21 protein-coding genes and 1 pseudogene are annotated in these 20329 nt (G+C 39.7%); 8 read left to right on the forward strand and 14 right to left on the reverse strand.

Annotated features, from left to right (window positions below; translation table 11 throughout):
- Positions 1–454: 454 nt before the first annotated feature.
- A pseudogene (locus J580_RS20480) lies at positions 455–1025 on the reverse strand (TetR/AcrR family transcriptional regulator).
- An 87-nt stretch (positions 1026–1112) separates the two neighbouring features.
- Here J580_RS20480 and J580_RS20485 point away from each other — a divergent pair.
- Entirely contained in the window at positions 1113–2327 is a 1215-nt protein-coding gene (locus J580_RS20485) for an oxygenase MpaB family protein (protein WP_032005607.1), read from the forward strand.
- 67 nt (positions 2328–2394) lie between these two features.
- Here J580_RS20485 and J580_RS20490 read toward each other — a convergent pair whose 3' ends face one another.
- From J580_RS20490 to def, 4 genes are all read right to left on the reverse strand, one after another.
- Complete coding sequence (locus J580_RS20490; RefSeq protein ID WP_005072046.1) at positions 2395–2601, reverse strand: hypothetical protein; 207 nt, start codon at positions 2599–2601, stop codon at positions 2395–2397.
- Between the two features lie 49 nt (positions 2602–2650).
- Positions 2651–4765, reverse strand: coding sequence for a TonB-dependent copper receptor (locus J580_RS20495; RefSeq protein ID WP_032005609.1), 2115 nt, complete (start codon positions 4763–4765; stop codon positions 2651–2653).
- Positions 4766–4837: 72 nt separating this feature from the next.
- Complete coding sequence (locus J580_RS20500; RefSeq protein WP_002114087.1) at positions 4838–5263, reverse strand: DUF2946 family protein; 426 nt, start codon at positions 5261–5263, stop codon at positions 4838–4840.
- Positions 5264–5306: 43 nt separating this feature from the next.
- Positions 5307–5837, reverse strand: a complete 531-nt coding sequence (gene def / locus J580_RS20505; RefSeq protein ID WP_002114101.1) for a peptide deformylase — start codon at positions 5835–5837, stop codon at positions 5307–5309.
- Positions 5838–5957: 120 nt separating this feature from the next.
- On the opposite strand from def, the gene J580_RS20510 reads away from it, so the two are divergent.
- The 3 genes from J580_RS20510 to J580_RS20520 are packed head-to-tail and all read left to right on the forward strand — an operon-like array spanning position 5958 to position 8887.
- Positions 5958–7112, forward strand: coding sequence for a LysM peptidoglycan-binding domain-containing protein (locus tag J580_RS20510; RefSeq protein WP_032005612.1), 1155 nt, complete (start codon positions 5958–5960; stop codon positions 7110–7112).
- A 20-nt stretch (positions 7113–7132) separates the two neighbouring features.
- Entirely contained in the window at positions 7133–8266 is a 1134-nt protein-coding gene (gene dprA, locus J580_RS20515; RefSeq protein ID WP_032005614.1) for a DNA-processing protein DprA, read from the forward strand.
- A gap of 51 nt (positions 8267–8317) precedes the next feature.
- The gene (locus J580_RS20520; protein WP_032005616.1) at positions 8318–8887 is read left to right on the forward strand and encodes an L-threonylcarbamoyladenylate synthase; all 570 of its coding nucleotides are present in this window, start codon (positions 8318–8320) and stop codon (positions 8885–8887) included.
- Between the two features lie 392 nt (positions 8888–9279).
- On the opposite strand, the gene J580_RS20525 is transcribed toward J580_RS20520, so the two are convergent.
- Positions 9280–10200: a DMT family transporter gene (locus tag J580_RS20525; protein WP_081309328.1), complete on the reverse strand. Its 921-nt coding sequence runs from the start codon at positions 10198–10200 to the stop codon at positions 9280–9282.
- A 103-nt stretch (positions 10201–10303) separates the two neighbouring features.
- Complete coding sequence (locus J580_RS20530) at positions 10304–10957, reverse strand: TetR/AcrR family transcriptional regulator (RefSeq protein WP_078220007.1); 654 nt, start codon at positions 10955–10957, stop codon at positions 10304–10306.
- A 135-nt stretch (positions 10958–11092) separates the two neighbouring features.
- Between J580_RS20530 and J580_RS20535 the strand changes: the two genes are divergently transcribed.
- The 4 genes from J580_RS20535 to J580_RS20550 all read left to right on the forward strand — a co-directional run bounded on the left by J580_RS20535 (position 11093) and on the right by J580_RS20550 (position 14497).
- Positions 11093–12307, forward strand: coding sequence for an MFS transporter (locus J580_RS20535; protein WP_032005621.1), 1215 nt, complete (start codon positions 11093–11095; stop codon positions 12305–12307).
- Between the two features lie 21 nt (positions 12308–12328).
- The gene (locus tag J580_RS20540) at positions 12329–13093 is read left to right on the forward strand and encodes an AraC family transcriptional regulator (RefSeq protein ID WP_032005623.1); all 765 of its coding nucleotides are present in this window, start codon (positions 12329–12331) and stop codon (positions 13091–13093) included.
- A 120-nt stretch (positions 13094–13213) separates the two neighbouring features.
- The gene (locus J580_RS20545) at positions 13214–13759 is read left to right on the forward strand and encodes a glutathione peroxidase (protein WP_005072014.1); all 546 of its coding nucleotides are present in this window, start codon (positions 13214–13216) and stop codon (positions 13757–13759) included.
- A 141-nt stretch (positions 13760–13900) separates the two neighbouring features.
- Complete coding sequence (locus tag J580_RS20550) at positions 13901–14497, forward strand: hypothetical protein (RefSeq protein WP_081403747.1); 597 nt, start codon at positions 13901–13903, stop codon at positions 14495–14497.
- Between the two features lie 58 nt (positions 14498–14555).
- Here the strand turns inward: J580_RS20550 and J580_RS20555 are convergent, their stop codons facing one another.
- The 7 genes from J580_RS20555 to atpE form a co-directional block, all read right to left on the reverse strand.
- A complete protein-coding gene (locus J580_RS20555; RefSeq protein WP_002114076.1) occupies positions 14556–14975 on the reverse strand; it encodes a F0F1 ATP synthase subunit epsilon in 420 nt (139 codons plus the stop codon).
- A 17-nt stretch (positions 14976–14992) separates the two neighbouring features.
- Positions 14993–16387, reverse strand: a complete 1395-nt coding sequence (gene atpD / locus J580_RS20560; RefSeq protein WP_002114045.1) for a F0F1 ATP synthase subunit beta — start codon at positions 16385–16387, stop codon at positions 14993–14995.
- Positions 16388–16417: 30 nt separating this feature from the next.
- Positions 16418–17287 carry a F0F1 ATP synthase subunit gamma gene (gene atpG, locus J580_RS20565; protein ID WP_002114131.1) on the reverse strand — a complete coding sequence of 290 codons (870 nt, stop codon included), beginning with the start codon at positions 17285–17287 and terminating at the stop codon, positions 16418–16420.
- 77 nt (positions 17288–17364) lie between these two features.
- The gene (atpA, locus tag J580_RS20570; protein ID WP_002114049.1) at positions 17365–18909 is read right to left on the reverse strand and encodes a F0F1 ATP synthase subunit alpha; all 1545 of its coding nucleotides are present in this window, start codon (positions 18907–18909) and stop codon (positions 17365–17367) included.
- Positions 18910–18955: 46 nt separating this feature from the next.
- The gene (locus tag J580_RS20575; RefSeq protein ID WP_002114070.1) at positions 18956–19492 is read right to left on the reverse strand and encodes a F0F1 ATP synthase subunit delta; all 537 of its coding nucleotides are present in this window, start codon (positions 19490–19492) and stop codon (positions 18956–18958) included.
- Positions 19493–19504: 12 nt separating this feature from the next.
- Entirely contained in the window at positions 19505–19975 is a 471-nt protein-coding gene (locus J580_RS20580; RefSeq protein ID WP_001024691.1) for a F0F1 ATP synthase subunit B, read from the reverse strand.
- Between the two features lie 38 nt (positions 19976–20013).
- The gene (atpE, locus tag J580_RS20585) at positions 20014–20259 is read right to left on the reverse strand and encodes a F0F1 ATP synthase subunit C (RefSeq protein ID WP_000424060.1); all 246 of its coding nucleotides are present in this window, start codon (positions 20257–20259) and stop codon (positions 20014–20016) included.
- Between the last annotated feature and the right edge of the window lie 70 nt (positions 20260–20329).

Below are 20329 nucleotides of genomic sequence, written 5' to 3' on the forward strand. Positions count from 1 at the left end.
TTCGCTCAAATAAACTTCGAGTAATTTAAACCAATCAATCAATGAAAATTATTTCGATTAATCAATCAGTAAAAATCCACACAAGTTGTTCTTCAATTCTCTTAATGATCTTCTTCCTGGTTCGTCACCAGCAAGCTAGGTCGGCTATATTACTCTTAATCTCTTAAAAGTCAACAGGTAATTTCGATATTTTTAAAACTTAATCTTAAAACCAACTTACCATCAAATTCATCACTTAAAGCAACCAACTCAATTCCAAGTAACTGTTTTTCAACAAGTTTCTATCTGCATCACCGCCGATGGATGTGCATTATAGACCATCTCATCCCCTTTGCAAGCGAAAATTAAAATTTAATGACTCGAGCGTTTACTTTTAAACCATTAAACACATTAAGCTATTGTTTTATATTAATAATTATTTTAATTTTTTATTTTTGGCTTAAATAAGCCAGTATCATGCTCGATAATTCGCGTTTAAGTTGTTGTTCTGAGATAAGAAAATTGTTCTGGCTTACATAACGCATCATCGTAAAAAGCGTACTATTAATAATTATAAAGGATTTATGCTTCACCTGTTCGAAGTCCCATTGATGAGGATTTCTACTGAATGTATATAGCCCTACTTCAAAAAAATGCTTTTCTAAAATCTGAGCAGCTTGCGAATGACTATAGTCATGCCAGTGTTTCAGCACTTCTATAAAAAATCCATGATCGGCTTTTAATGCATTAAATCCCAACTCTATTGCTAAGGGAATGAGCACGTCTAAAGGAATATTTCCTTGCCGCACAACTAATTCTTTAAGTTGTTGCCCCAGCAATTCGCTTTTACGGCGCAATAGTTCTTCTATGATTTGATCTTTATTCTCAAAGTATTGGTAAATCGACCCAACACTTACTCCAGATTTCTCTGCAATTTTAGGCGTCGTCGTATGTAGTAATCCATAGTGGGCGATACACTGCTGTGTCGCCTCTAAAATATGGTCAACAATAATTTTTGAACGCTGTTGCTGTGGGGCTTTTCTCATCGTTTTTTATTCGTTAAATGCGAATTGAATGCGAATAATTATTCATATTAGCCTATTTATTATTCAGTTCAATAAGTAAGTAACGATATGCAAATGATTAGCCCGACTCGACTTGCTTCTTTTAATGACATGCAAGACAGTAATTTCTTTACTCAGTTTTTAAATATCTGTTGTGAAAAACCTGTACAACCAAACTATAAAGAATATGCGTCTTTACAACGTGCTCTTTGTGAAGGAGATGTTGAAGTGGATAAGGTGATTGATTGGGTTATGGAAGATCCCAAAGGTCACCGAATGATTTTTGAGAAGATATTATTTCAAGGCCGCGATAACCTATCTGAGCCGCTACCTACTGAGTTAGAAAATTTCTTTAATTACATTGAGCAAAAGCCTGAATGGTTAGATCAGCGTCAAATTGATAAGGCTGTTAAATTTACTCATCATTTAGGAATAAATAATGGTTTTATTCTTAGAGATTTATCCTTAATGGCGGGATATTTATATCCAGGATTTAATCAGCCGCTAATTTTAACGGGTGCATTAAAGAAACAGGCGGGTACTCGTTTAGCTGAAACCACAAAATGGTGGGTTGATATTACTGAACCTCAAGGACTTGAGCGTCTAAGCACAGGTTTTATATCAACGATTTATGTTCGCTTTATTCATGCACTCGTCCGCCGACAATTAAAAAAGTCTGATCGTTGGGATAGTGAAGTTTGGGGAGTTCCACTTAATCAATTTGATTTAGCAATGACTAATTTGGCTTTTAGTAGTGTAGTTTTACTCGGTATTAGAGCTTTGGGTGTATGGCCGACCAAACAAGAAGCCAAGAGTTTTTTACATTTTTGGCGTTATGTTGGCTGGTTGATGGGTATTGATGAAAAATGGCTTATTCAATCTGAATCTGAGGGTTGGAGGTTACTTTACTGGATGCAGTTTGCTCACCCTCGCTCCGACTACAGCAGTGTTGAGTTAGGATCAAGCTTATCCAAAGAGCCTTTTGAGAGAAAATATCTACATTTACGTTCTTTGCAGCAGAAGCTTGCTTATCGACAACATTTAGAACTTACCCAATTTTTTATTGGCAAGAAGAGAATGAAACTACTCGGATTGCCTCAGCAGTCTGCCTCATGGTTTGCTTATTATCTAATTGTGCGTAATTCACTACTTTATAATGGTGCAAAGCTTTCACCAAAAGTTGAAAAGTTTTTATCTAAATCAGGCCGTAATATACAAAAACTTGGCTTAACGCTTTATCAGAATCAAGGTAAGGCAAAAACCTTAGCGAGTATGCATCAATAACTTTTAAAACTTAAAAACAAAAATGGAAGCCCGTTAATTAGACTTCCATTTTCAAATATTAAGGAACTTATTGAGCTGATGAACTGTGCATTTCAGCGTGATTCATTTGCTCGTGTGACTCCATCATCTGCTTCTTTTTCTGACTTGGCATGTAGTCAGGTTCATTGTTGATTGCCAAGTAAAAAATAATCATAAACAATAAACTCAAGATAGAAGCCACAATAAGTAACTTCCATCCCCACCAAGATTGTTCAGGTGATAATTTATTAGTCATTTCATTTCTCTCTTTAAATTAATATTTTCAGTTCATTCGCTACGGCTTATTAAAACTTCATGCTCATACGAACCCAGTAATTTCTTCCGATATTGTTAAACTGCTCTTCGCTCGCAAATCCAAAGCCAGCACTACCTGCTTTATTTAAGTGTTCGGTATAGGTCTTATCTAATACGTTATCAATGCCAACAGAGACATCGATATCTTTACGAAGGTTGTAACTACCGTTTAGAGAAAGAGTCGAGAAACCTTTACTTGGTTTTAAGTCATATCCTACGATATTACCTTGATGTAGACTCACACGGTTTTGCTCAGCCACAGCTCGCCACAAAAGACCTAAATTATATTTTTCAGCCACATAGCGAATATTTAAACGACCTTCTAAAGGGGAAATTTGAGGTAGCGGTTTGTCATCTGTGGTGTTTTTACCCCATGCATACATCGCACTCAAATCTGCCTGAATATGGTCGGTAAATTGATATCCAATACCCGCTTCCGCACCTGCAATGGTTGCATCGACATTCTTGGCACCCGCAGTAATATCATGACTCATATCATGCCCACCCATTCCAGTACTTGGGTGATGGTGATAACTCATTAAAATGTAGTCATCCACCACACCTGCATAAGCAGAAGCCCATGTGTTTAAAGCACCATGCTGTTGCTGAAAACCTAGATCCAACTGTAATGTTTTTTCAGGATTCACACCGTTAAAAGTATTAGTTGAGCCAGCGTTACCATGTTTAGGCGAGAAAAGCTCCCAATAATCAGGCATACGCTCTACATAACCTAAACCAATATAGCTTTTTAGGTCATGCTCAGGATGTTGATTTTCCCAACGGACAAATGCACTCGGTAAAGTCTTTTCAAGTTTAGTATTAAAGCCTTTTGCTTGAGAATCAGCACGCTCATCTTCAACTGTAACTCGATCTAAACGTGCACCTGCAACCATTTTGTTGAAATCGTTCCATTGATAGCCGAGTTCGCCAAAAGCACCATATGATTGAAAACGCATATCTTGGCGATATGGAATATTCATAGAAGGCATTGTTGGCGATGACATGCTACCGCCATGTTTATTAAATTGAGAGTCAACGCCTGTGATCAAACTCCATTTGTCCCATTCAGAAGTCATTGCCAAACGTGAGTTTAATGTACGGCGTGTCACTTGCATTGCCATTGGATTCGGCATCAGCATGGTCATACCATCATGATTCATTTCAACTAATGGCGGTGTGCGCAAACTAAAGTTATCCATAATATGGTCGTTATAGCTGTAGTTCACCTGCCCTTCAATTTTCTTAATGACATCAGTGATATTTTTCTTTTCGAATCGCAGACCTAAGCTTTCACGCGCAAACTGAGATCCGTCCATTGAACGTCCAGCATAAAGCGATTCACCATCAGATTTTCCACCAGTGAGTTCGACCCACGTGTTTTCATCTGGAGTAAAGCCAAGTGCTACATCAGCATTCCACTTTTTCCATGCTGACGGCACAGTATTTCCATCACCATCTTGATAACTATTCGATTCTGAACGGTTGGTATTTAAACGGATATATTTTTTCTCATCACCCACTGCCGCTTCAACATTATGATCAATACGTCCATATGAACCTAATAAGACACTCGCTTGTCCGCGATAAGGTTTTTCAGAGGTAAGTTTCTCAGGCTGACGTTCAAAAAGGACTGTTGCTGCCGAACCTGTATTGGCATATTGAACCGTTTGTGGACCTTTAATCACAGAAATACGATCATAACTTTCTGGTGAAATATAAGAAGTTGGAGCATCCATACGGTTTGGACATGCACCAAAATTTTCAGTTCCATCAGTTAGAATTTTGATGCGTGAACCAAACATACCTCGGAATGTCACATCACCATTGGTTCCACCGCTTTGTATTGAGTTAAAACCCATAATACTTTGTAGGTAGTCTGCACCATCTGTAGCAGGCACTGGCTGAATTGGCTGTTTCGGGTCTGCATGTACAATCAAGCCATTTGCATCGTTGCCTTGTTGTGCTGTAACAACAATAGGTGCTAATGAGTGAAGCGCTTTGGTATCGGCATCATTTTTTTCTGAATTAGCAAAAACTAGCCCCGAATGAGAGACAGCAAACATCGCAACCCATAAAGGTTGTAGTAAAAATTTAGAATGTGGCATTTTTATACGCTCTAAAACATAAATAAAGTGATATCGAAGTCAGTTAAGACCCCAACAAAAAATTGCTTTTATTTATGCAAATAGAGGTGGTGCACGCCCTTGCGGGAGTAGAAAAAGTCGCTGTAGTGCAAAGTAGACATGTCTAAATGCTTGTTGATAGGCAACTAAGCGGACTTGTATGCGGACTAAAACTTCTTTTACGCCAAATTCAGGTGGCAAAACCAGATTGGCATAGACGGTACAATATTGACACTGGTGATTTGCATCATGATGATCATGTTGCCCAGAGGCTTGCGCCTGTTCAATATGATGTTCATGATGTGAATGCATGGCATGTGACATGGTTTCCATCTGTGCTTTAGGTTTAAGCAAAGCGAGGGTAATAGTTTCACAGACCGGAGCAATTTGATACTGCTTCGGTAATAGCGGCTGTAGAAATACCGCGACCTGTAAAAATACTGCTGCACATGCAAGCAGTAAACCACTACGAAAAACCAAAAATCACATCCACACTACATTAATGTTTCAAGAATAGAAATTTTTAACGTTTTACTGCAACTTTTTCACGCTCACGTTGACGAACAACTTTTTCGACTTTTTCTCGAGCACGCTGACGTTTAAGTGGCGACAAATAATCCACAAATAATTTGCCATTTAAGTGATCCATTTCATGTTGGATACAAACAGCGAGAAGTCCATCAGCTTCTAACTCAAATGCTTGACCTTCAAGGTTAATTGCCTCAATTTTCACACGTGACGGGCGCTCAACTTTGTCGTATATTTGTGGCACCGATAGGCAGCCTTCTTCGTACTGCTGCTTATCTTCTGTCAGTGGAGTTATTTTGGGGTTAATGAAAACCATAGGGTCATCTTTAGATTCAGACAAATCTATGACGATAAGCTGAATATGACGATCGACCTGAGAAGCTGCTAAACCAATACCTGGTGCCGCATACATGGTTTCAAGCATATCTGCTGCAAGTTGACGAATTTCATCAGTAACTTCTTCAACAGGCTTAGCAATGGTACGAAGACGGGGATCAGGAAAACTTAAAATAGGTAATAAGGCCATACTGACGTCCTCACTTATGCCATTGATTGAAAAACCAAATGAAGGAAATACTTCATCGAAAAATTGTGTTAGCCGCCTATTATAACGCATCTGCACGCATAATTTTTAGGAATTATCATAATGAAAAAGGTTTTTGACGGCATGGTTCAATTTCATGCTTTGGGGATAAAAAAGCATTTACTTGCTTTAGCACTTTTTACAGGGGTTGCATTCGGTACAGTAGCAGAGGTTTATGCTGCTAGTCCAAACCATAATCCACCCTCTCTTAAAAGTAATGCACCACATGTCTACGTTGTAAAACGAGGAGATACGCTATGGGATATTTCCGGTCATTTTCTGAGCAAACCTTGGCGCTGGCCTGAAATTTGGGCAAATAATCAGCATATCAAAAATCCACACTGGATTTATCCTGGTGATCGATTACTGCTGTGTAGTTTAGATGGCCGTCCATTGGTTGGAAAAGATGAGGGAGATGGCTGTGTCGGCATTATTCGCCGTTACACAGGTCAAATGACAAATTTACAACCTCAAGTTCGTGTGGAGTCACTTAACAATAACGTACCTGTTATTCCTCTTGAACATATCAAACAATGGTTAGAACACAGCACTATTCTACCTATCGATGCAATTCAACATACTCCTTATGTAGTCGGTACTGCCGATCAACGTGTACTGGCGGCAAAAGGTCAAACTATTTATGCACGCGGACAAGGTTTAATTGATGGTCAACGTTATGCAGTTTATCGTGAAGGTGAACCTTATTATTTCACCGATAATAAAGGCAAAAAGCACAGTCTAGGTATTGAGCTACAACAAGTTGCCTCAGGGATTGCGATCTCTTCTGAAAAAGACATTACCACGCTTGAGTTAACTGATAGCTACAATTCTGAAGTACGTCGTGGTGATCGGGTAATGCCAGAAGAAGAAGCAACATTGCCTACTTTGTTTTATCCGGTAGATGCCACTCAGGTGACGGACGGCGGCAAAATTATTCGTGTAATGGGCTCAATTGGTACTGCTGCCAAAAATAGTGTGGTGACTTTAGACCGCGGTACGGCACAAGGTATTCAAGTAGGACAAGTTTTTGATATTACACAACAAGGTGAAACCATTCGAGATCCTAAAACCAAAGAACCAATACAGTTACCAGGACAACAAATTGGTAGTCTGATGGTCTTTAGAACTTTTGATCAGTTGAGTTATGCCTACGTATTAGAAAGCGATTTACCAGTTAAAGTTGGTTCAAGCATTCAGCCACCCCGCTTTAATGATTAATGCTGGATGTACCTTTTACAATGCTTACTCAACTTTCTTCACACCATTACCACACGCTTAAAGTGTGGTATTTGGTGCAACACTCTTTAGTCAGCTTTAAAAAAATTGTCGATTATTTTGGTAGCTGTGAAAAGGCGGTCCAACCTGCTGGATTATCTCAATGGCGCAATCTCGGGTTACATGCTAATCATTTAAAACGCGTAGATGAATTTCAAACTGCTCAGGGTCAAGCTCAGTTTGAAAAACTAACTGAGCAGATCCAGCAATATACCGACTTTATTTTAACGGCAGATGACTCAGGTTATCCCACTCAGTTATTACCTTATACAGATCACCCACCTATCATTTTTGGAAAAGGCCAAGCTCAAGCTTTGTTGCAACCACAAATTGCGATTGTAGGTAGCCGAAAACCAAGCCCACATGGTCGTCAGGTTGCTTATGATTTTGCCTATTACTTAAGTGAAAAAGGTTTTTATGTGAGTAGTGGATTGGCATATGGTATTGATGAAGCTGCTCACCAAGGAGCATCAGCACATCAACGTACAATTGCAGTAACAGGAACTGGTTTAGACAGTACCTACCCTGCTCAAAATAAAAAACTTGCAGAACATATTTTGGCTCAAAATGGCGCGATTATTACTGAATTTTTGCCTGGAACACCCCCATTACAACAGCATTTCCCACGTAGAAACCGAATTGTCAGCGGTTTGAGTTTAGGCGTGTTAGTGGTAGAAGCTACATTAAAAAGTGGTTCTCTCATCACTGCGAACAAAGCTGCTGAACAAGGTAAGACTGTATTTGCCATTCCTGGTCATATTTACAGTGAGTTTCATCAAGGTTGCCATCAACTTATTCGTGAGGGAGCAATTTTAGTCGATCATCCTGAACAAATTATTGAAGACCTTGCTTTACCTACTCAATGGCAAAGTCAGCAACAAAACTCCACCGAGGAGGCTGTAGTTTCTAGTACTCCAGAAATTCCTGAGCATTTAATTAACCTTTATCAATCTTTAGACTGGGTCGGGCAAAATATTGATCAGCTTGTCTTACATCACTCTCAGCCTGTTGCAGAACTCACCTCTTCACTGATGGAACTAGAACTACTTGGTTTATGTATGCAACAATCAGGATTGTATTTACGTTGTCGTTCTTAGTATTGGAGCGCACAATAGCAATTCTGTCTGATTGAAAGGAAGAGTATTACCATGATTACCACCTCAGTTACCGAAGCAGCCGAATGTTTACAACAAGGTCAAGTTTTGGCATATCCAACTGAGGCAGTTTGGGGGCTAGGTTGCGACCCTTTTAATGAGCAAGCTTTTCAAAAGATTCTTGAACTAAAGCAAAGGCCTATTGAAAAGGGTGTAATTTTATTAGCAGGTCATATTAGCCAAGTTGAGCACCTGCTAACTTCTTTATCTCAAACAACCCAACAAGAAATTATTGATTGTTGGACTAATCATCAACCTTCAGAAAGAGCAACAACTTGGCTATTACCTGCTGGCGAACATATTCCTTCATGGATTAAAGGTGAGCATCCTCTTGTCGCTGTTCGAGTCACTACACATCCTTTATGTGTGGCATTATGCAATGCTTTTCATGGCTTTATTGTCTCGACTAGTGCGAACCCAAGTGGACAAGAACCTGCACACTCATTACAGGATGCCTGCCAATACTTTGGTTCACAATTAAACTATCTGAATGGTGACTTAGGCCAGAGCCAACAACCAAGCAGAATCATTAACGCTCTTACCAGAGAGATTATTCGCGCCTAATTTCAAACAAAAAAAAGCTCAGTTATATAGGGATAACTGAGCATAAAAAAGGATGGGTATATACCACATCCAGAGGGTTTGGATATCTGGGGAACGAAAGATAATTTACAAAGAAAAGAGCACCTTTCGTAGTGGGCGCTATTATGTGGCAAGAGGTTCAATGAGAGAAATATATTATTTCTCTAAAAAAAGCATGAAAAGTGTAGGGAATTTGCGGTTTTTTGCCTATAAATTAAAATTATATTAATATTTTTACTCGGCTTTTTTAATATTTATATTACAACCTATTTTTATAAACTATTTATAAATCATATAGAAAAACTTTAACTAAGAAAAAATTGGCATATTTTTATGAGTTTTTTTCAAAATATGCCATAGTTTTTTTACCAACTTTAGTTTTGTTCTTGCACTAATTCGCTCTTTTTAGGACTCACCTTCTTCTGAGCCATAATGATACCAATTAAAATAACAATCCCACCTAGTGTGTGATAAATGGTCCACTGCTCAGACAACCAGACGCTTGCAATAACTGCTGTAAAGACAGGTACCAAGTTCATAAAAATACTTGTTCTATTAGGACCGAGTTGTTGAACAGCTAACATCCAAACTAACGGCGCAATGAGTGAAGCAAATACTCCTGCATAAATAGCACTTGGTGCATTTTCAACATTTAAAGCATCAAGTCCAAACCAGAGAATTAAAGGAATATGAAATATTACAGAAAACCCAATCTGAACATATAAGCTTGTCATAATTGGTAGAGGCAACTGCCATTTTTTAAGAAAGACACCATAAAATGCGTAGAAGAATACGGCAATAATCATCAATGCATCACCAAGATGTCCGCCACCACTTAAAAGCTTATTAATATTTCCTTGGGACATGACATATAGCAAACCTGCAAAAGATAAAATACTGCCAAAAACTGCAAAGCGATTAGGCACATCTTTTAAAATGGCAAGCGAAACAAAGATCGTGAATATAGGAATAAATGCATTCACAATCCCCATATTGGTTGCACTTGTATAATGGGCAGCCGTATAAGCTAAGCCTTGATAAAGTACCATCCCAAATGCACTTAACACAGCAAGCTTAGGTAAATATGGTATTACTAGTCGTCTTTGTCTCCACACAGACATAAACATAAATGGAGTCAAAATAATAAAAGCGATTAACCACCGATAAAAGCTAATGCTTACTGGTGAGATATAATCCGAGACATAGCGGGTGACTACAATATTTAAAGACCAAATCAATACTGCCAAAATGGGAAAAATAAACGCCCATTTGTGATATTTCATGACCTGACTCATAGCAATACACCATCTACAAAAGAGATTTTATTTTGAAGAATGTCTTAATAAATTGAAATATCGTATTTCCGACATTGATATCGAACTTAGGACATTATCCTTTTTAGAATAATGTCCAAGCTTTCATGGCATGTTCTACAACTTTATGTAATTGATCAGTACTGGCACCGTCTCTTGCCTGAATGGTAAGGCCTTGAATGACAGTGGCATAAAAGTCCGTCATTTCTTGTAGAGGAGCATTAGATAGCAAATCACCCTGCTCAACACCTTGTTTGAGACGCTCCAATAATTTTTCTTTGGTTTTTATGCGCTTGTCTAATAGGTTCTGCTGCACATCTTGAGTTGCATCAGAGCAGTTCATCGCAGCAACCACCAACATACAACCAGCTGGTTTATTGGGTTGAACCAGTCGTTTTACATTGTCATAAAGATATAACTCAAACGCAATTTTTGCAGTTTTTGCTTCTAAAAAGATGGTCTCAATAGGGCACGCTTCATGAGCCAAATAGTAATCAATACTTTTATAAAACAGCCCTGCCTTATCACCAAAAGCACTATATAGGCTAGGTGCTGTAATTTCCAAAGCTTGTGTTAAATCACTAATAGACGTTGCTTCATAGCCATGCTCCCAAAACAGCAACATTGCTTTTTGCAAAACCTCTTGTTCATCAAAGCATTTAGGACGTCCGCGCTTTTTTTTCAGCGTATCTTCTACAACAGCTAAATTCGTTTCATGCCTATTTGTCATAAAGATCACATCTATTTTTATAACAATCGTTATTAAATTAATTGACGTTCGATTTTTTATCAACTATTTTATTTTCATAATGATCGTTAGTTAATTAATAAATTGCCTTTCTTTACTCCAAATTTAGCCAAGTAAGGATTTCCTATGGACCAATCGTCTATCTCTAAAGCGCGACCCACGACCTCCACTCAAGGAAGCTGGTTTGCCATTTTGGCCGTTTCTATCGCAGCATTTGCCTTAGTTACAAGTGAATTTTTACCCGTTGGCGTTTTAAATAGTGTCGCAACAGATTTAAATATTTCTGTAGGTACAGCAGGCCTGATTATTACAGTACCCGGCATTATGGCAGCAATTGCAGCCCCTCTATTGCCTGTATCAGTGAAACAACTTGATCGGCGTTATGTGCTTATCTTGCTGACAGCTATTATGGTTATTGCCAATACCATTACCGCATTTGCTGAAAACTTTCATGTTCTATTGTTAAGCCGCTTAATTTTAGGTATTTCAATTGGTGGTTTCTGGGCGACCGCCATTGCTCTAAGTGGAAAATTAGCTCCTTCGCATCTTCCTATTGCTAAAGCAACTGCAGTCGTGATGGCAGGTGTGACTTTTGCTACAGTTCTAGGTGTACCGATTGGAACTTGGTTAAGCGAGTTTTATGGCTGGGGGAGTGCTTTTGGAATTACTGCAGGCATTGGCTTAGTTGTTTTAATCTTACAATTAATCTTTTTACCTAAGCTTGTACCAGATTCGGCAATTCACATGAAAGATTTGCCAGCACTATTACGCACCCCTAAAGCACGTAGTGGCATGTTGATTGTTTTATTAATCGGACTCGCTCACTTTTGTGCCTATAGCTATTTAGCACCTTTCTTTAAAAATGTTGCCGGTTTTAATGGGACAACCATTAGTTCATTATTATTGCTCTATGGAATTGCTGGTATTTTCGGAAATGCTTTTGCCGGATATAGTGGCAATCTAAATGTCCGTTATACATTAGCTTTTGTGGGTACATGCTTTGCAATCGTATTCTTTGGATTTCCTCTTTTTGCCGTTCATGAGTTTGGTGCTATTGTCTTAACCGCGTTATGGGGATTTGCATTTGGTGCCTTCCCTACCTCAGCGAATATTTGGATGTTTGTACATGCGCCAAATGCAGTTGAAAAAGGTATGCCGCTTTTTGTAGGTATGTTTCAGGTGATGATTGCGACAGGTTCATTATTAGGTGGATATGTAGTTGATCATTTCAATGAAAATACTTTAATTTATGGTGTATTAAGCTTCGTTGCCCTAGCATTACTGAGTACATTTACCTTAGCGAAAGGTCTTAATAACCCTAAAGCTACTTGTGAAAATTAAAATATGAGTCAGAGCATATAGATGAACAATGAGGATCAGCAATTTTCATTATTAAACAGTATAGAAGTTCATGAATTTCTATACCAAAAAGAAGATATTGTTCGTCCTCATGCATCTCTTTGGGGAGATTTTAATTTCAGTTTAAATGGCATATTAGAAATGGAGATTGAAGAACAGCTATATCTTTCTCCACCTAGCTATGGTCTTTGGATTCCACCTCAAACTGTTCATCAGTCAACCCATATCGACCATGAAATTCATTATATCTGTATTCGACTGCACCCTCGCCTATGTTCTATTTTAGGAAATAGCTGTCGATGCTTTAGTATTCAGCCTTTTTTTCGCACTTTAGTTTTACAAATTCTAGAGCAGCAAAAACAAACCGAACAACCTGAATATTTAGAACATCTTTTACAAGTTTTATTCGATCAACTCAAACAAGCTCCTGCATATTCGCATTATTTACCGCAAACACGGCATCCTGTTTTATTGCCTATTTTAGAAAAACTTTCAGATCCTTTACTTTTTGATCACTCTTTACAGCAGTTGCTACAAAACTTTTCGGTCAGTGATCGCCACTTATTACGTTTGAGTCAACAAGAGCTTCAGCTTTCGTTGTCCGAATGGAGAAATCGGGCCAAAATTGTTTATGCCATTCATCAGATTCACCAAGGGACGTCTATCAAGCGTTTAGCATACGATTTAGGTTATCAACATAGCTCAAGTTTTATTGAATTTTTTAAACGTTACACTGGGCAAACACCTATCCAAATCAGAAATAACTAGAATTCAGCTTATCTTTAAAAACTTTTTCTTTTTTGAACACGAATATTATTGCACTACCCCTCAATAGCAGTTAAAACAAATGCGTTACTTGATATCAATTACAATCTTTAGGAAAGACTCATGACACAATCTGTATATCACATTCCAGTAAAAGCTATTTCAGGCGAAACGGTTGACCTCGAACAATACAAAGGTAAAGTTCTACTTATCGTAAATACTGCTTCTAAATGTGGTTTAACTCCACAATACGAAGGCTTAGAAAAACTTTACCAAGCAAAAAAAGACCAAGGTCTTGAAATTTTAGGTTTCCCAGCAAATAACTTTAAAGAGCAAGAACCAGGTTCTGATGAAGAAATTCAACAGTTCTGTTCATTAAATTATGATGTTCATTTCCCTTTATTTTCTAAGGTTTCTGTAGTCGGCGAAGATAAGCACCCACTTTACCAAACTTTGACAGCGGCTCAGCCGGAACGCACTGGTGAAGGTCCTTTCCGTGAGCGTTTAGAAGGCTTAGGTATCCCAACCAACCCTGCTCCAGAAGTTTTATGGAACTTCGAAAAGTTTTTAATTAATAAAAATGGCGAAGTCGTAGCTCGCTTTGCTCCGAACCTAACAGCAGACGATGAACAAATCGTTAAAGCAGTTGAAGCAGAGTTAGCAAAATAATATTTTAAAACGTGACAAAGGGCGTTTTATACGCTCTTTTTTATACTCTCCTCAAAGTGTTGTTCGTTTGCAAAAATACAATCTTTCTTCATATTTTATGCCTATAGTATCCATTTGCTTTATTTGATGTTGTTTGTAGTTATGAAAAAAGTTTTACAGGGCGCATTTCTTCCTTTTGTAATTTTTGCCTCAGGCATGCTTTTACTCGGATGCGATCAGGCACAAGACCATGCTACCGAACAAGAAAAGACTGAAATAACTGAACAGGCATCTGACCAAAACATTGAACAACAAGAGTCAGAAATTGCACCCAACAAAGCCGAACTTAAAAGCGGCAATATTTTTTATATGCTCCGCGACGCTGCTAATTTACAGCTTAAAGCTGGTGACTATGTTGAACAGCTTAAAGATACTCAGCTTGATGTTGAACAAGCCATCCAAGATAAGAATCAGAATGAACTAAAAACTACTGTCACTACCTTAAAACAGCAACTAGAAGGTTTAAATCAAGCACTTTTGACTTTAGATATTAAAAGTCAGGAAATTGAGAATATTCGCCAAAGTTTATTACATGCCAACCAACAGGCTCTTAGCATGCCATTACTCAATGGGAAATTAGATCAAATCAATTTTGACCAAATTGAAAAACAGCTTAATACCATTCAAATGGATATGGTGAAGCTTGCTGCCATGATTATGGCAGGAGATGAAAAGTCAGATTCAAAAACTGAATCTTAAAAAAACAACTTATAAAAAAAGCCACCTTACGGTGGCTTTTTCAATCTCAAACCGGCAATTATAGTGCGCGGTTTTTGATTTTACGGATAGTTTCAAGCTGTGCAGCTGTTTCTGCCAAGGCAGCCAACGCAGCAGCTGAGTCCAAATCACTCTTTTGGTTTGCAAGCAATTGTTCAGCATTTTTACGTGCTTCTAAAATTGCCGCTTCATCCAAGTTGTCAGCACGGATTGCAGTATCTGCAAGAACCGTTACAACATGAGGTTGAACTTCTAAAACACCGCCAGATACATAGACGATTTCTTCTGTACCATTTTCCAACTGAACACGAATCGGGCCCGGTTGAAGCAAGGTTACAAGTGGAGCATGTCCTGGCAAAATACCAAGCTCACCACCAGCACCTTTCGCGATTAACATCGTTACTGCGCCAGAGTAAATAGACTCTTTAACACTTACGACATCACATTGCATAGTCGCCATGAGATGATCTCCTTAAATTAGAGTTTCTCAGCTTTAGCAATCACTTCGTCAATACCACCAACCATATAGAACGCTTGTTCTGGGATGTGATCGTATTCACCAGCTAATAGACCTTTAAAGCCACGAATCGTTTCTTTAAGCGGTACTAATTTACCAGGAGCACCAGTAAACACTTCAGCTACGTGGAATGGTTGAGAGAAGAAACGTTGGATTTTACGCGCACGATAAACAACCAATTTATCTTCTTCAGCTAATTCATCCATACCCAAGATTGCGATGATGTCTTTAAGCTCTTTATAACGTTGCAATACGTTTTGTACTGCACGCGCAATTTCATAGTGCTCTTGACCAACAACTAATGGGTCTAACTGACGTGAAGTTGAGTCAAGTGGATCGATCGCTGGATAGATACCAGAAGATGCGATGTCACGGCTCAATACTACTGTTGCATCTAAGTGAGCAAATGTAGTTGCAGGAGATGGATCTGTTAAGTCATCGGCAGGGACATATACTGCTTGGATCGATGTGATCGAACCAGATTTAGTAGATGTAATACGCTCTTGAAGAACACCCATTTCTTCTGCAAGTGTAGGTTGGTAACCTACCGCAGATGGCATACGACCTAACAATGCTGATACTTCAGTACCCGCAAGTGTATAACGGTAGATGTTGTCGACGAATAATAATACGTCACGACCTTTACCATTTTCGTCTTTTTGATCACGGAAGTATTCAGCCATAGTCAAACCAGTTAACGCTACGCGTAAACGGTTACCTGGTGGCTCGTTCATCTGACCGTAGACCATTGCTACTTTGTCAAGAACGTTAGAATCTTTCATTTCGTGATAGAAGTCGTTACCTTCACGAGTACGCTCACCAACACCAGCAAACACAGATAAACCTGAGTGAGCTTTCGCGATGTTGTTGATCAACTCCATCATGTTAACGGTTTTACCAACACCAGCACCACCGAATAGACCAACTTTACCACCTTTTGCGAACGGGCAAAGTAAGTCAATTACTTTAATACCAGTTTCTAAAAGATCAGTAGAAGCTGCTTGTTCAGCATAAGAAGGGGCTTGACGGTGAATCGGCAAACGCTCTTCAGTCGCTACCGGACCTGCTTCATCAATTGGGCGGCCCAAAACGTCCATGATACGACCAAGCGTAGCTGGACCTACTGGAACAGAAATCGGTGCATTTGTGCTAGTTACATTAAGGCCACGTTTAAGACCTTCTGTAGAACCCATTGCGATGGTACGAACAACACCATCGCCAAGCTGTTGCTGAACTTCTAATGTAGTTTCAGTACCGTCAACTTGGAGAGCGTCATAGATCTTAGGAACGCTATTGCGCTCAAACTCGACGTCGATAACCGCGCCGATGATCTGAATGATACGACCGCTACTCATTGCTGTCTCCTCAATTCAAACTTAATAATGTTAAACGGCAGCGGCACCGCCAACGATCTCGGAAATTTCCTGAGTAATCGCGGCTTGACGCAGCTTGTTGTAAATGAGTTGTAGGTCTTTAATCAATTGTCCTGCGTTGTCTGTCGCTGCTTTCATCGCGACCATACGAGCTGACTGCTCACATGCAACGTTTTCAATCACACCTTGATAAACCATAGACTCGATATAGCGAACCAACAAACCATTTAACAATTCTTCTGCTTCTGGTTCGTAGATATAGTCCCAACCATAAGTACGGTTGAGATCATCGCCTTCTTCTGCTGGTGCTAAAGGAACAAGTTGTTCTACTTTAGGCTGCTGAGTCATTGCATTAACGAAGCCATTTGATACGAGATAGATACGATCTAATTCGCCTTTATCAAATGCGTCAAGCATAACTTGGACTGAGCCAGTTAACTGTTCCAAACTCGGCGCATCGCCAAGTTGGGTAGTTGCACCGAGCACTTTACCGCCGTAATTCTTAAAAAACGAAACCGCTTTTTGACCAATTAAAGCAAATTCAACTTCAATTGACTGCTGTTGTTGTGCTTTGACATGCTGCACAACTTTCTTGAACAAGTTAATGTTCAAGCCACCTGCCAAACCACGATCTGAAGACACTACGATATAGCCAACACGCTTAACTGGGCGGTCAACCATATAACGGTGTTTGTATTCAGGGTTTGCTTGTACCAAGTGAGCAATTACACGGCGCATATTATCGGCATACGGACGGCCCTGAGCCATGCGCTCTTGCGCACGACGCATTTTAGAAGCAGCTACCATTTGCATCGCGCGAGTAATCTTTTGCGTGCTCTTGATACTAGCTACTTTGGCGCGAATTTCTTTTAAATTTGCCATACGCTTAACCTAGTATTCGAAAGCTCTTTCGAGCTTCCGAAGGTTGATCCGTGAACCAAACTTAACTAAAACTAAACTTAGTAAGTTTGAGTCGCTTTAAAGCTTTCAATACCTGCTTTGATTGCTGCTTCGATGTCTTTGTTGTAATCACCAGTTTCATCGATTTGTTTCATCAACGGAGCATATTCTGAGCGGAAGTAAGAAATTAACGCAGCATCAAAGTCTACGATTTTCTTAACTTCTACGTCAGCCATGTAGCCTTCGTTAGATGCATAAACAGAAACAGCTTGGTCAGCAATTGAGTAAGGAGCATATTGTTTTTGCTTCATTAACTCAGTTACACGTTGACCATGTTCAAGTTGCTTACGAGTTGCTTCGTCAAGGTCAGAAGCGAACTGAGCAAACGCAGCCAATTCACGGTATTGTGCTAAAGCAGTACGGATACCACCAGACAATTTTTTGATGATCTTAGTTTGAGCAGAACCACCAACACGAGATACAGAGATACCCGCGTTCACAGCAGGACGAATACCTGCGTTGAATAATGATGTTTCTAAGAAGATCTGACCGTCAGTAATCGAAATTACGTTCGTTGGTACGAATGCAGATACGTCACCTGCTTGAGTTTCAATAATTGGCAATGCAGTTAAAGAACCAGTTTGACCAGTTACTGCGCCATTAGTGAATTTCTCAACGTAGTCAGCAGATACACGAGAAGCACGTTCAAGAAGACGTGAGTGAAGATAGAATACGTCACCTGGATACGCTTCACGACCTGGTGGACGACGTAAAAGTAATGAAATTTGACGGTAAGCAACAGCTTGCTTAGACAAATCATCATAAATAATAAGAGCGTCTTCACCGCGGTCACGGAAGTATTCACCCATTGTACAGCCAGAGTACGGAGCTAAGTACTGCATTGCAGCAGGATCAGCAGCCGCAGCAGCGACAACAGTTGTATACGCCATAGCGCCAGTTTCTTCTAGCTTACGCACAACGTTTGCAATTGTTGATTGTTTTTGACCAATCGCAACGTATACACATTTAATGCCAGAGTTTTTCTGAGCGATAATAGCATCGATCGCCATCGCTGTTTTACCAGTTTGACGGTCACCGATGATCAACTCACGTTGGCCACGACCAACAGGAATCATTGTATCAACTGATTTATAACCAGTTTGAACAGGCTCATCTACAGATTGACGCCAAATTACGCCTGGTGCTACTTTTTCAACAGCATCAGTTAATTTCGCATCAATTGGGCCTTTACCATCAATTGGGTTACCCAAAGCGTCGACAACACGGCCAAGAAGTTCAGGACCAACTGGAACTTCTAATACACGACCTGTACAACGAGCTTTTTGACCTTCTTGAAGGCTTAGGTAGTTACCTAAAACAACGGCACCCACTGAATCCTGTTCTAGGTTCAGTGCCATACCAAATAAGCCGCCGTCGAATTCGATCATTTCACCGTACATTGCATCAGCAAGACCGTGAATGCGCACGATACCGTCGGATACCATAACAATGGTACCTTCGTTTTTAGCGGTCGCGCTGGTGTCCAGATCTCCGATACGCTGTTTAATGAGCGCACTGATCTCGGATGGATTCAGTTGTTGCATTGCGCTATTCCTCAATCTTTTATTAGTTCAGTCTTCATCATTTGCATTATGCAAGAAGACGAGTACGCATTTTTTCAAGCTTGTTAAGCGCAGAATCATCTATCACTTGATCGCCTGCACGAATTACAACACCTGCAATAAGCTCAGGTTTAACTTCAACTGAAACAGTTACTGTGCTGTTAAAACGCTTTTCTAAAGCAGATTTCAACAGTTGCTCTTGTTCAGCAGTTAACGGGAAAGCCGATTCAATCACGACATCCACATTGTTGTTATTCTGTGATTTAAGCTGTTCATATTCTGCTTCAATTTCAGGTAACAGCATTAAACGATCGTTATCTGCAAGAAGTGTCAAAAAGTTAGACACTGCTTGAGATTGATCTTCACCTAAAACTTTAGCAAAAAGCTTCACTTGCTCCGCAGGAGTAAGTTCAGGGCGATTTAAATAAGCGGAAAATGCTTCGTCTTGCACCGCAGCACTGAGCACTTGTAACGCATTCGACCAATTGTCTGTTGCACCTTGCTCAGAAGCATAAGCAAATGCTGCTTTGGCATACGGACGTGCCAACGTCAAGAGTTCAGCCATAATTCGCCTCGCTTAAAGTTTAGCAGCCAGCTGAGACAGCATGGCGTTATGAGCTTCTGCATCAACTTGCTGGTTCAGGATTTTTTCTGCACCAGTTACTGCCAAAGCAGCTACTTGTTGACGTAATTCTTCGCGAGCAGAATTGATTTCTTGATCAACAGCTTCTTTAGCCTGTTGACGAATACGCTCACCTTCAGCCGCAGCTTGAGTACGAGCTTCTTCGATCAATTGCGCTGCACGACGGTTCGCTTGTTCGATCAATTGAGCCGCTTGTGCTTTAGCTGCATCAAGCTCTTGCTTAACTTGCGCTTGTGCATCGGCAAGGTCAGCTTTCGCTTTTTCTGCTGCATTTAAGCCATCAGCGATTTTACGCTGACGCTCACTAATCGCATTGATTAGTGGTGGCCAAACAAACTTCATGCAGAATGCAACAAAGAATGCAAACGCAATCGCTTGACCAATCAATGTGAGGTTGATATTCATTGCAATTCCTCAAATAGTGGATTTAGGAATTAAGATGATTAACCTACAAATGGATTAGCGAAGATGAAGAACAAGCCAATACCAACACCGATCATAGGCACAGCATCAAGAAGACCCGCGATTAAGAACATACGAGTTTGAAGTTGTGGAGCCAATTCTGGTTGACGAGCAACAGCTTCTAAAAAGCGACCACCCAAAAGACCAAAACCAATCGCAGTACCCAAAGCACCGAAAGCGATCAAGATAGCAGATGCAATTGCAACTAGACCTAAAGTGAGTTCCATGAAAAATTCCTCAGAGGTTAGGTTATTACCAAATTAAATTAAAAAAATTCAGCCCAACCATCATTTGATA

This window comes from Acinetobacter sp. 1542444, from assembly GCF_000581835.1.
In the GTDB taxonomy this organism is placed as follows: domain Bacteria; phylum Pseudomonadota; class Gammaproteobacteria; order Pseudomonadales; family Moraxellaceae; genus Acinetobacter; species Acinetobacter pittii.

Coding starts and splice junctions, on each gene's coding strand:
- J580_RS20490 (WP_005072046.1), bottom strand. CDS start 2,601: ATGACTAATAAATTATCACCTGAACAATCTTGGTGGGGATGGAAGTTA.
- def (WP_002114101.1), bottom strand. CDS start 5,837: ATGGCCTTATTACCTATTTTAAGTTTTCCTGATCCCCGTCTTCGTACC.
- J580_RS20525 (WP_081309328.1), bottom strand. CDS start 10,200: ATGAGTCAGGTCATGAAATATCACAAATGGGCGTTTATTTTTCCCATT.
- J580_RS20495 (WP_032005609.1), bottom strand. CDS start 4,765: ATGCCACATTCTAAATTTTTACTACAACCTTTATGGGTTGCGATGTTT.
- J580_RS20545 (WP_005072014.1), top strand. CDS start 13,214: ATGACACAATCTGTATATCACATTCCAGTAAAAGCTATTTCAGGCGAA.
- J580_RS20555 (WP_002114076.1), bottom strand. CDS start 14,975: ATGGCGACTATGCAATGTGATGTCGTAAGTGTTAAAGAGTCTATTTAC.
- atpG (WP_002114131.1), bottom strand. CDS start 17,287: ATGGCAAATTTAAAAGAAATTCGCGCCAAAGTAGCTAGTATCAAGAGC.
- J580_RS20520 (WP_032005616.1), top strand. CDS start 8,318: ATGATTACCACCTCAGTTACCGAAGCAGCCGAATGTTTACAACAAGGT.
- J580_RS20485 (WP_032005607.1), top strand. CDS start 1,113: ATGCAAATGATTAGCCCGACTCGACTTGCTTCTTTTAATGACATGCAA.
- J580_RS20540 (WP_032005623.1), top strand. CDS start 12,329: ATGAACAATGAGGATCAGCAATTTTCATTATTAAACAGTATAGAAGTT.
- J580_RS20580 (WP_001024691.1), bottom strand. CDS start 19,975: ATGAATATCAACCTCACATTGATTGGTCAAGCGATTGCGTTTGCATTC.
- J580_RS20510 (WP_032005612.1), top strand. CDS start 5,958: ATGAAAAAGGTTTTTGACGGCATGGTTCAATTTCATGCTTTGGGGATA.
- J580_RS20535 (WP_032005621.1), top strand. CDS start 11,093: ATGGACCAATCGTCTATCTCTAAAGCGCGACCCACGACCTCCACTCAA.
- atpA (WP_002114049.1), bottom strand. CDS start 18,909: ATGCAACAACTGAATCCATCCGAGATCAGTGCGCTCATTAAACAGCGT.
- atpE (WP_000424060.1), bottom strand. CDS start 20,259: ATGGAACTCACTTTAGGTCTAGTTGCAATTGCATCTGCTATCTTGATC.
- atpD (WP_002114045.1), bottom strand. CDS start 16,387: ATGAGTAGCGGTCGTATCATTCAGATCATCGGCGCGGTTATCGACGTC.
- J580_RS20575 (WP_002114070.1), bottom strand. CDS start 19,492: ATGGCTGAACTCTTGACGTTGGCACGTCCGTATGCCAAAGCAGCATTT.
- dprA (WP_032005614.1), top strand. CDS start 7,133: ATGCTTACTCAACTTTCTTCACACCATTACCACACGCTTAAAGTGTGG.
- J580_RS20550 (WP_081403747.1), top strand. CDS start 13,901: ATGAAAAAAGTTTTACAGGGCGCATTTCTTCCTTTTGTAATTTTTGCC.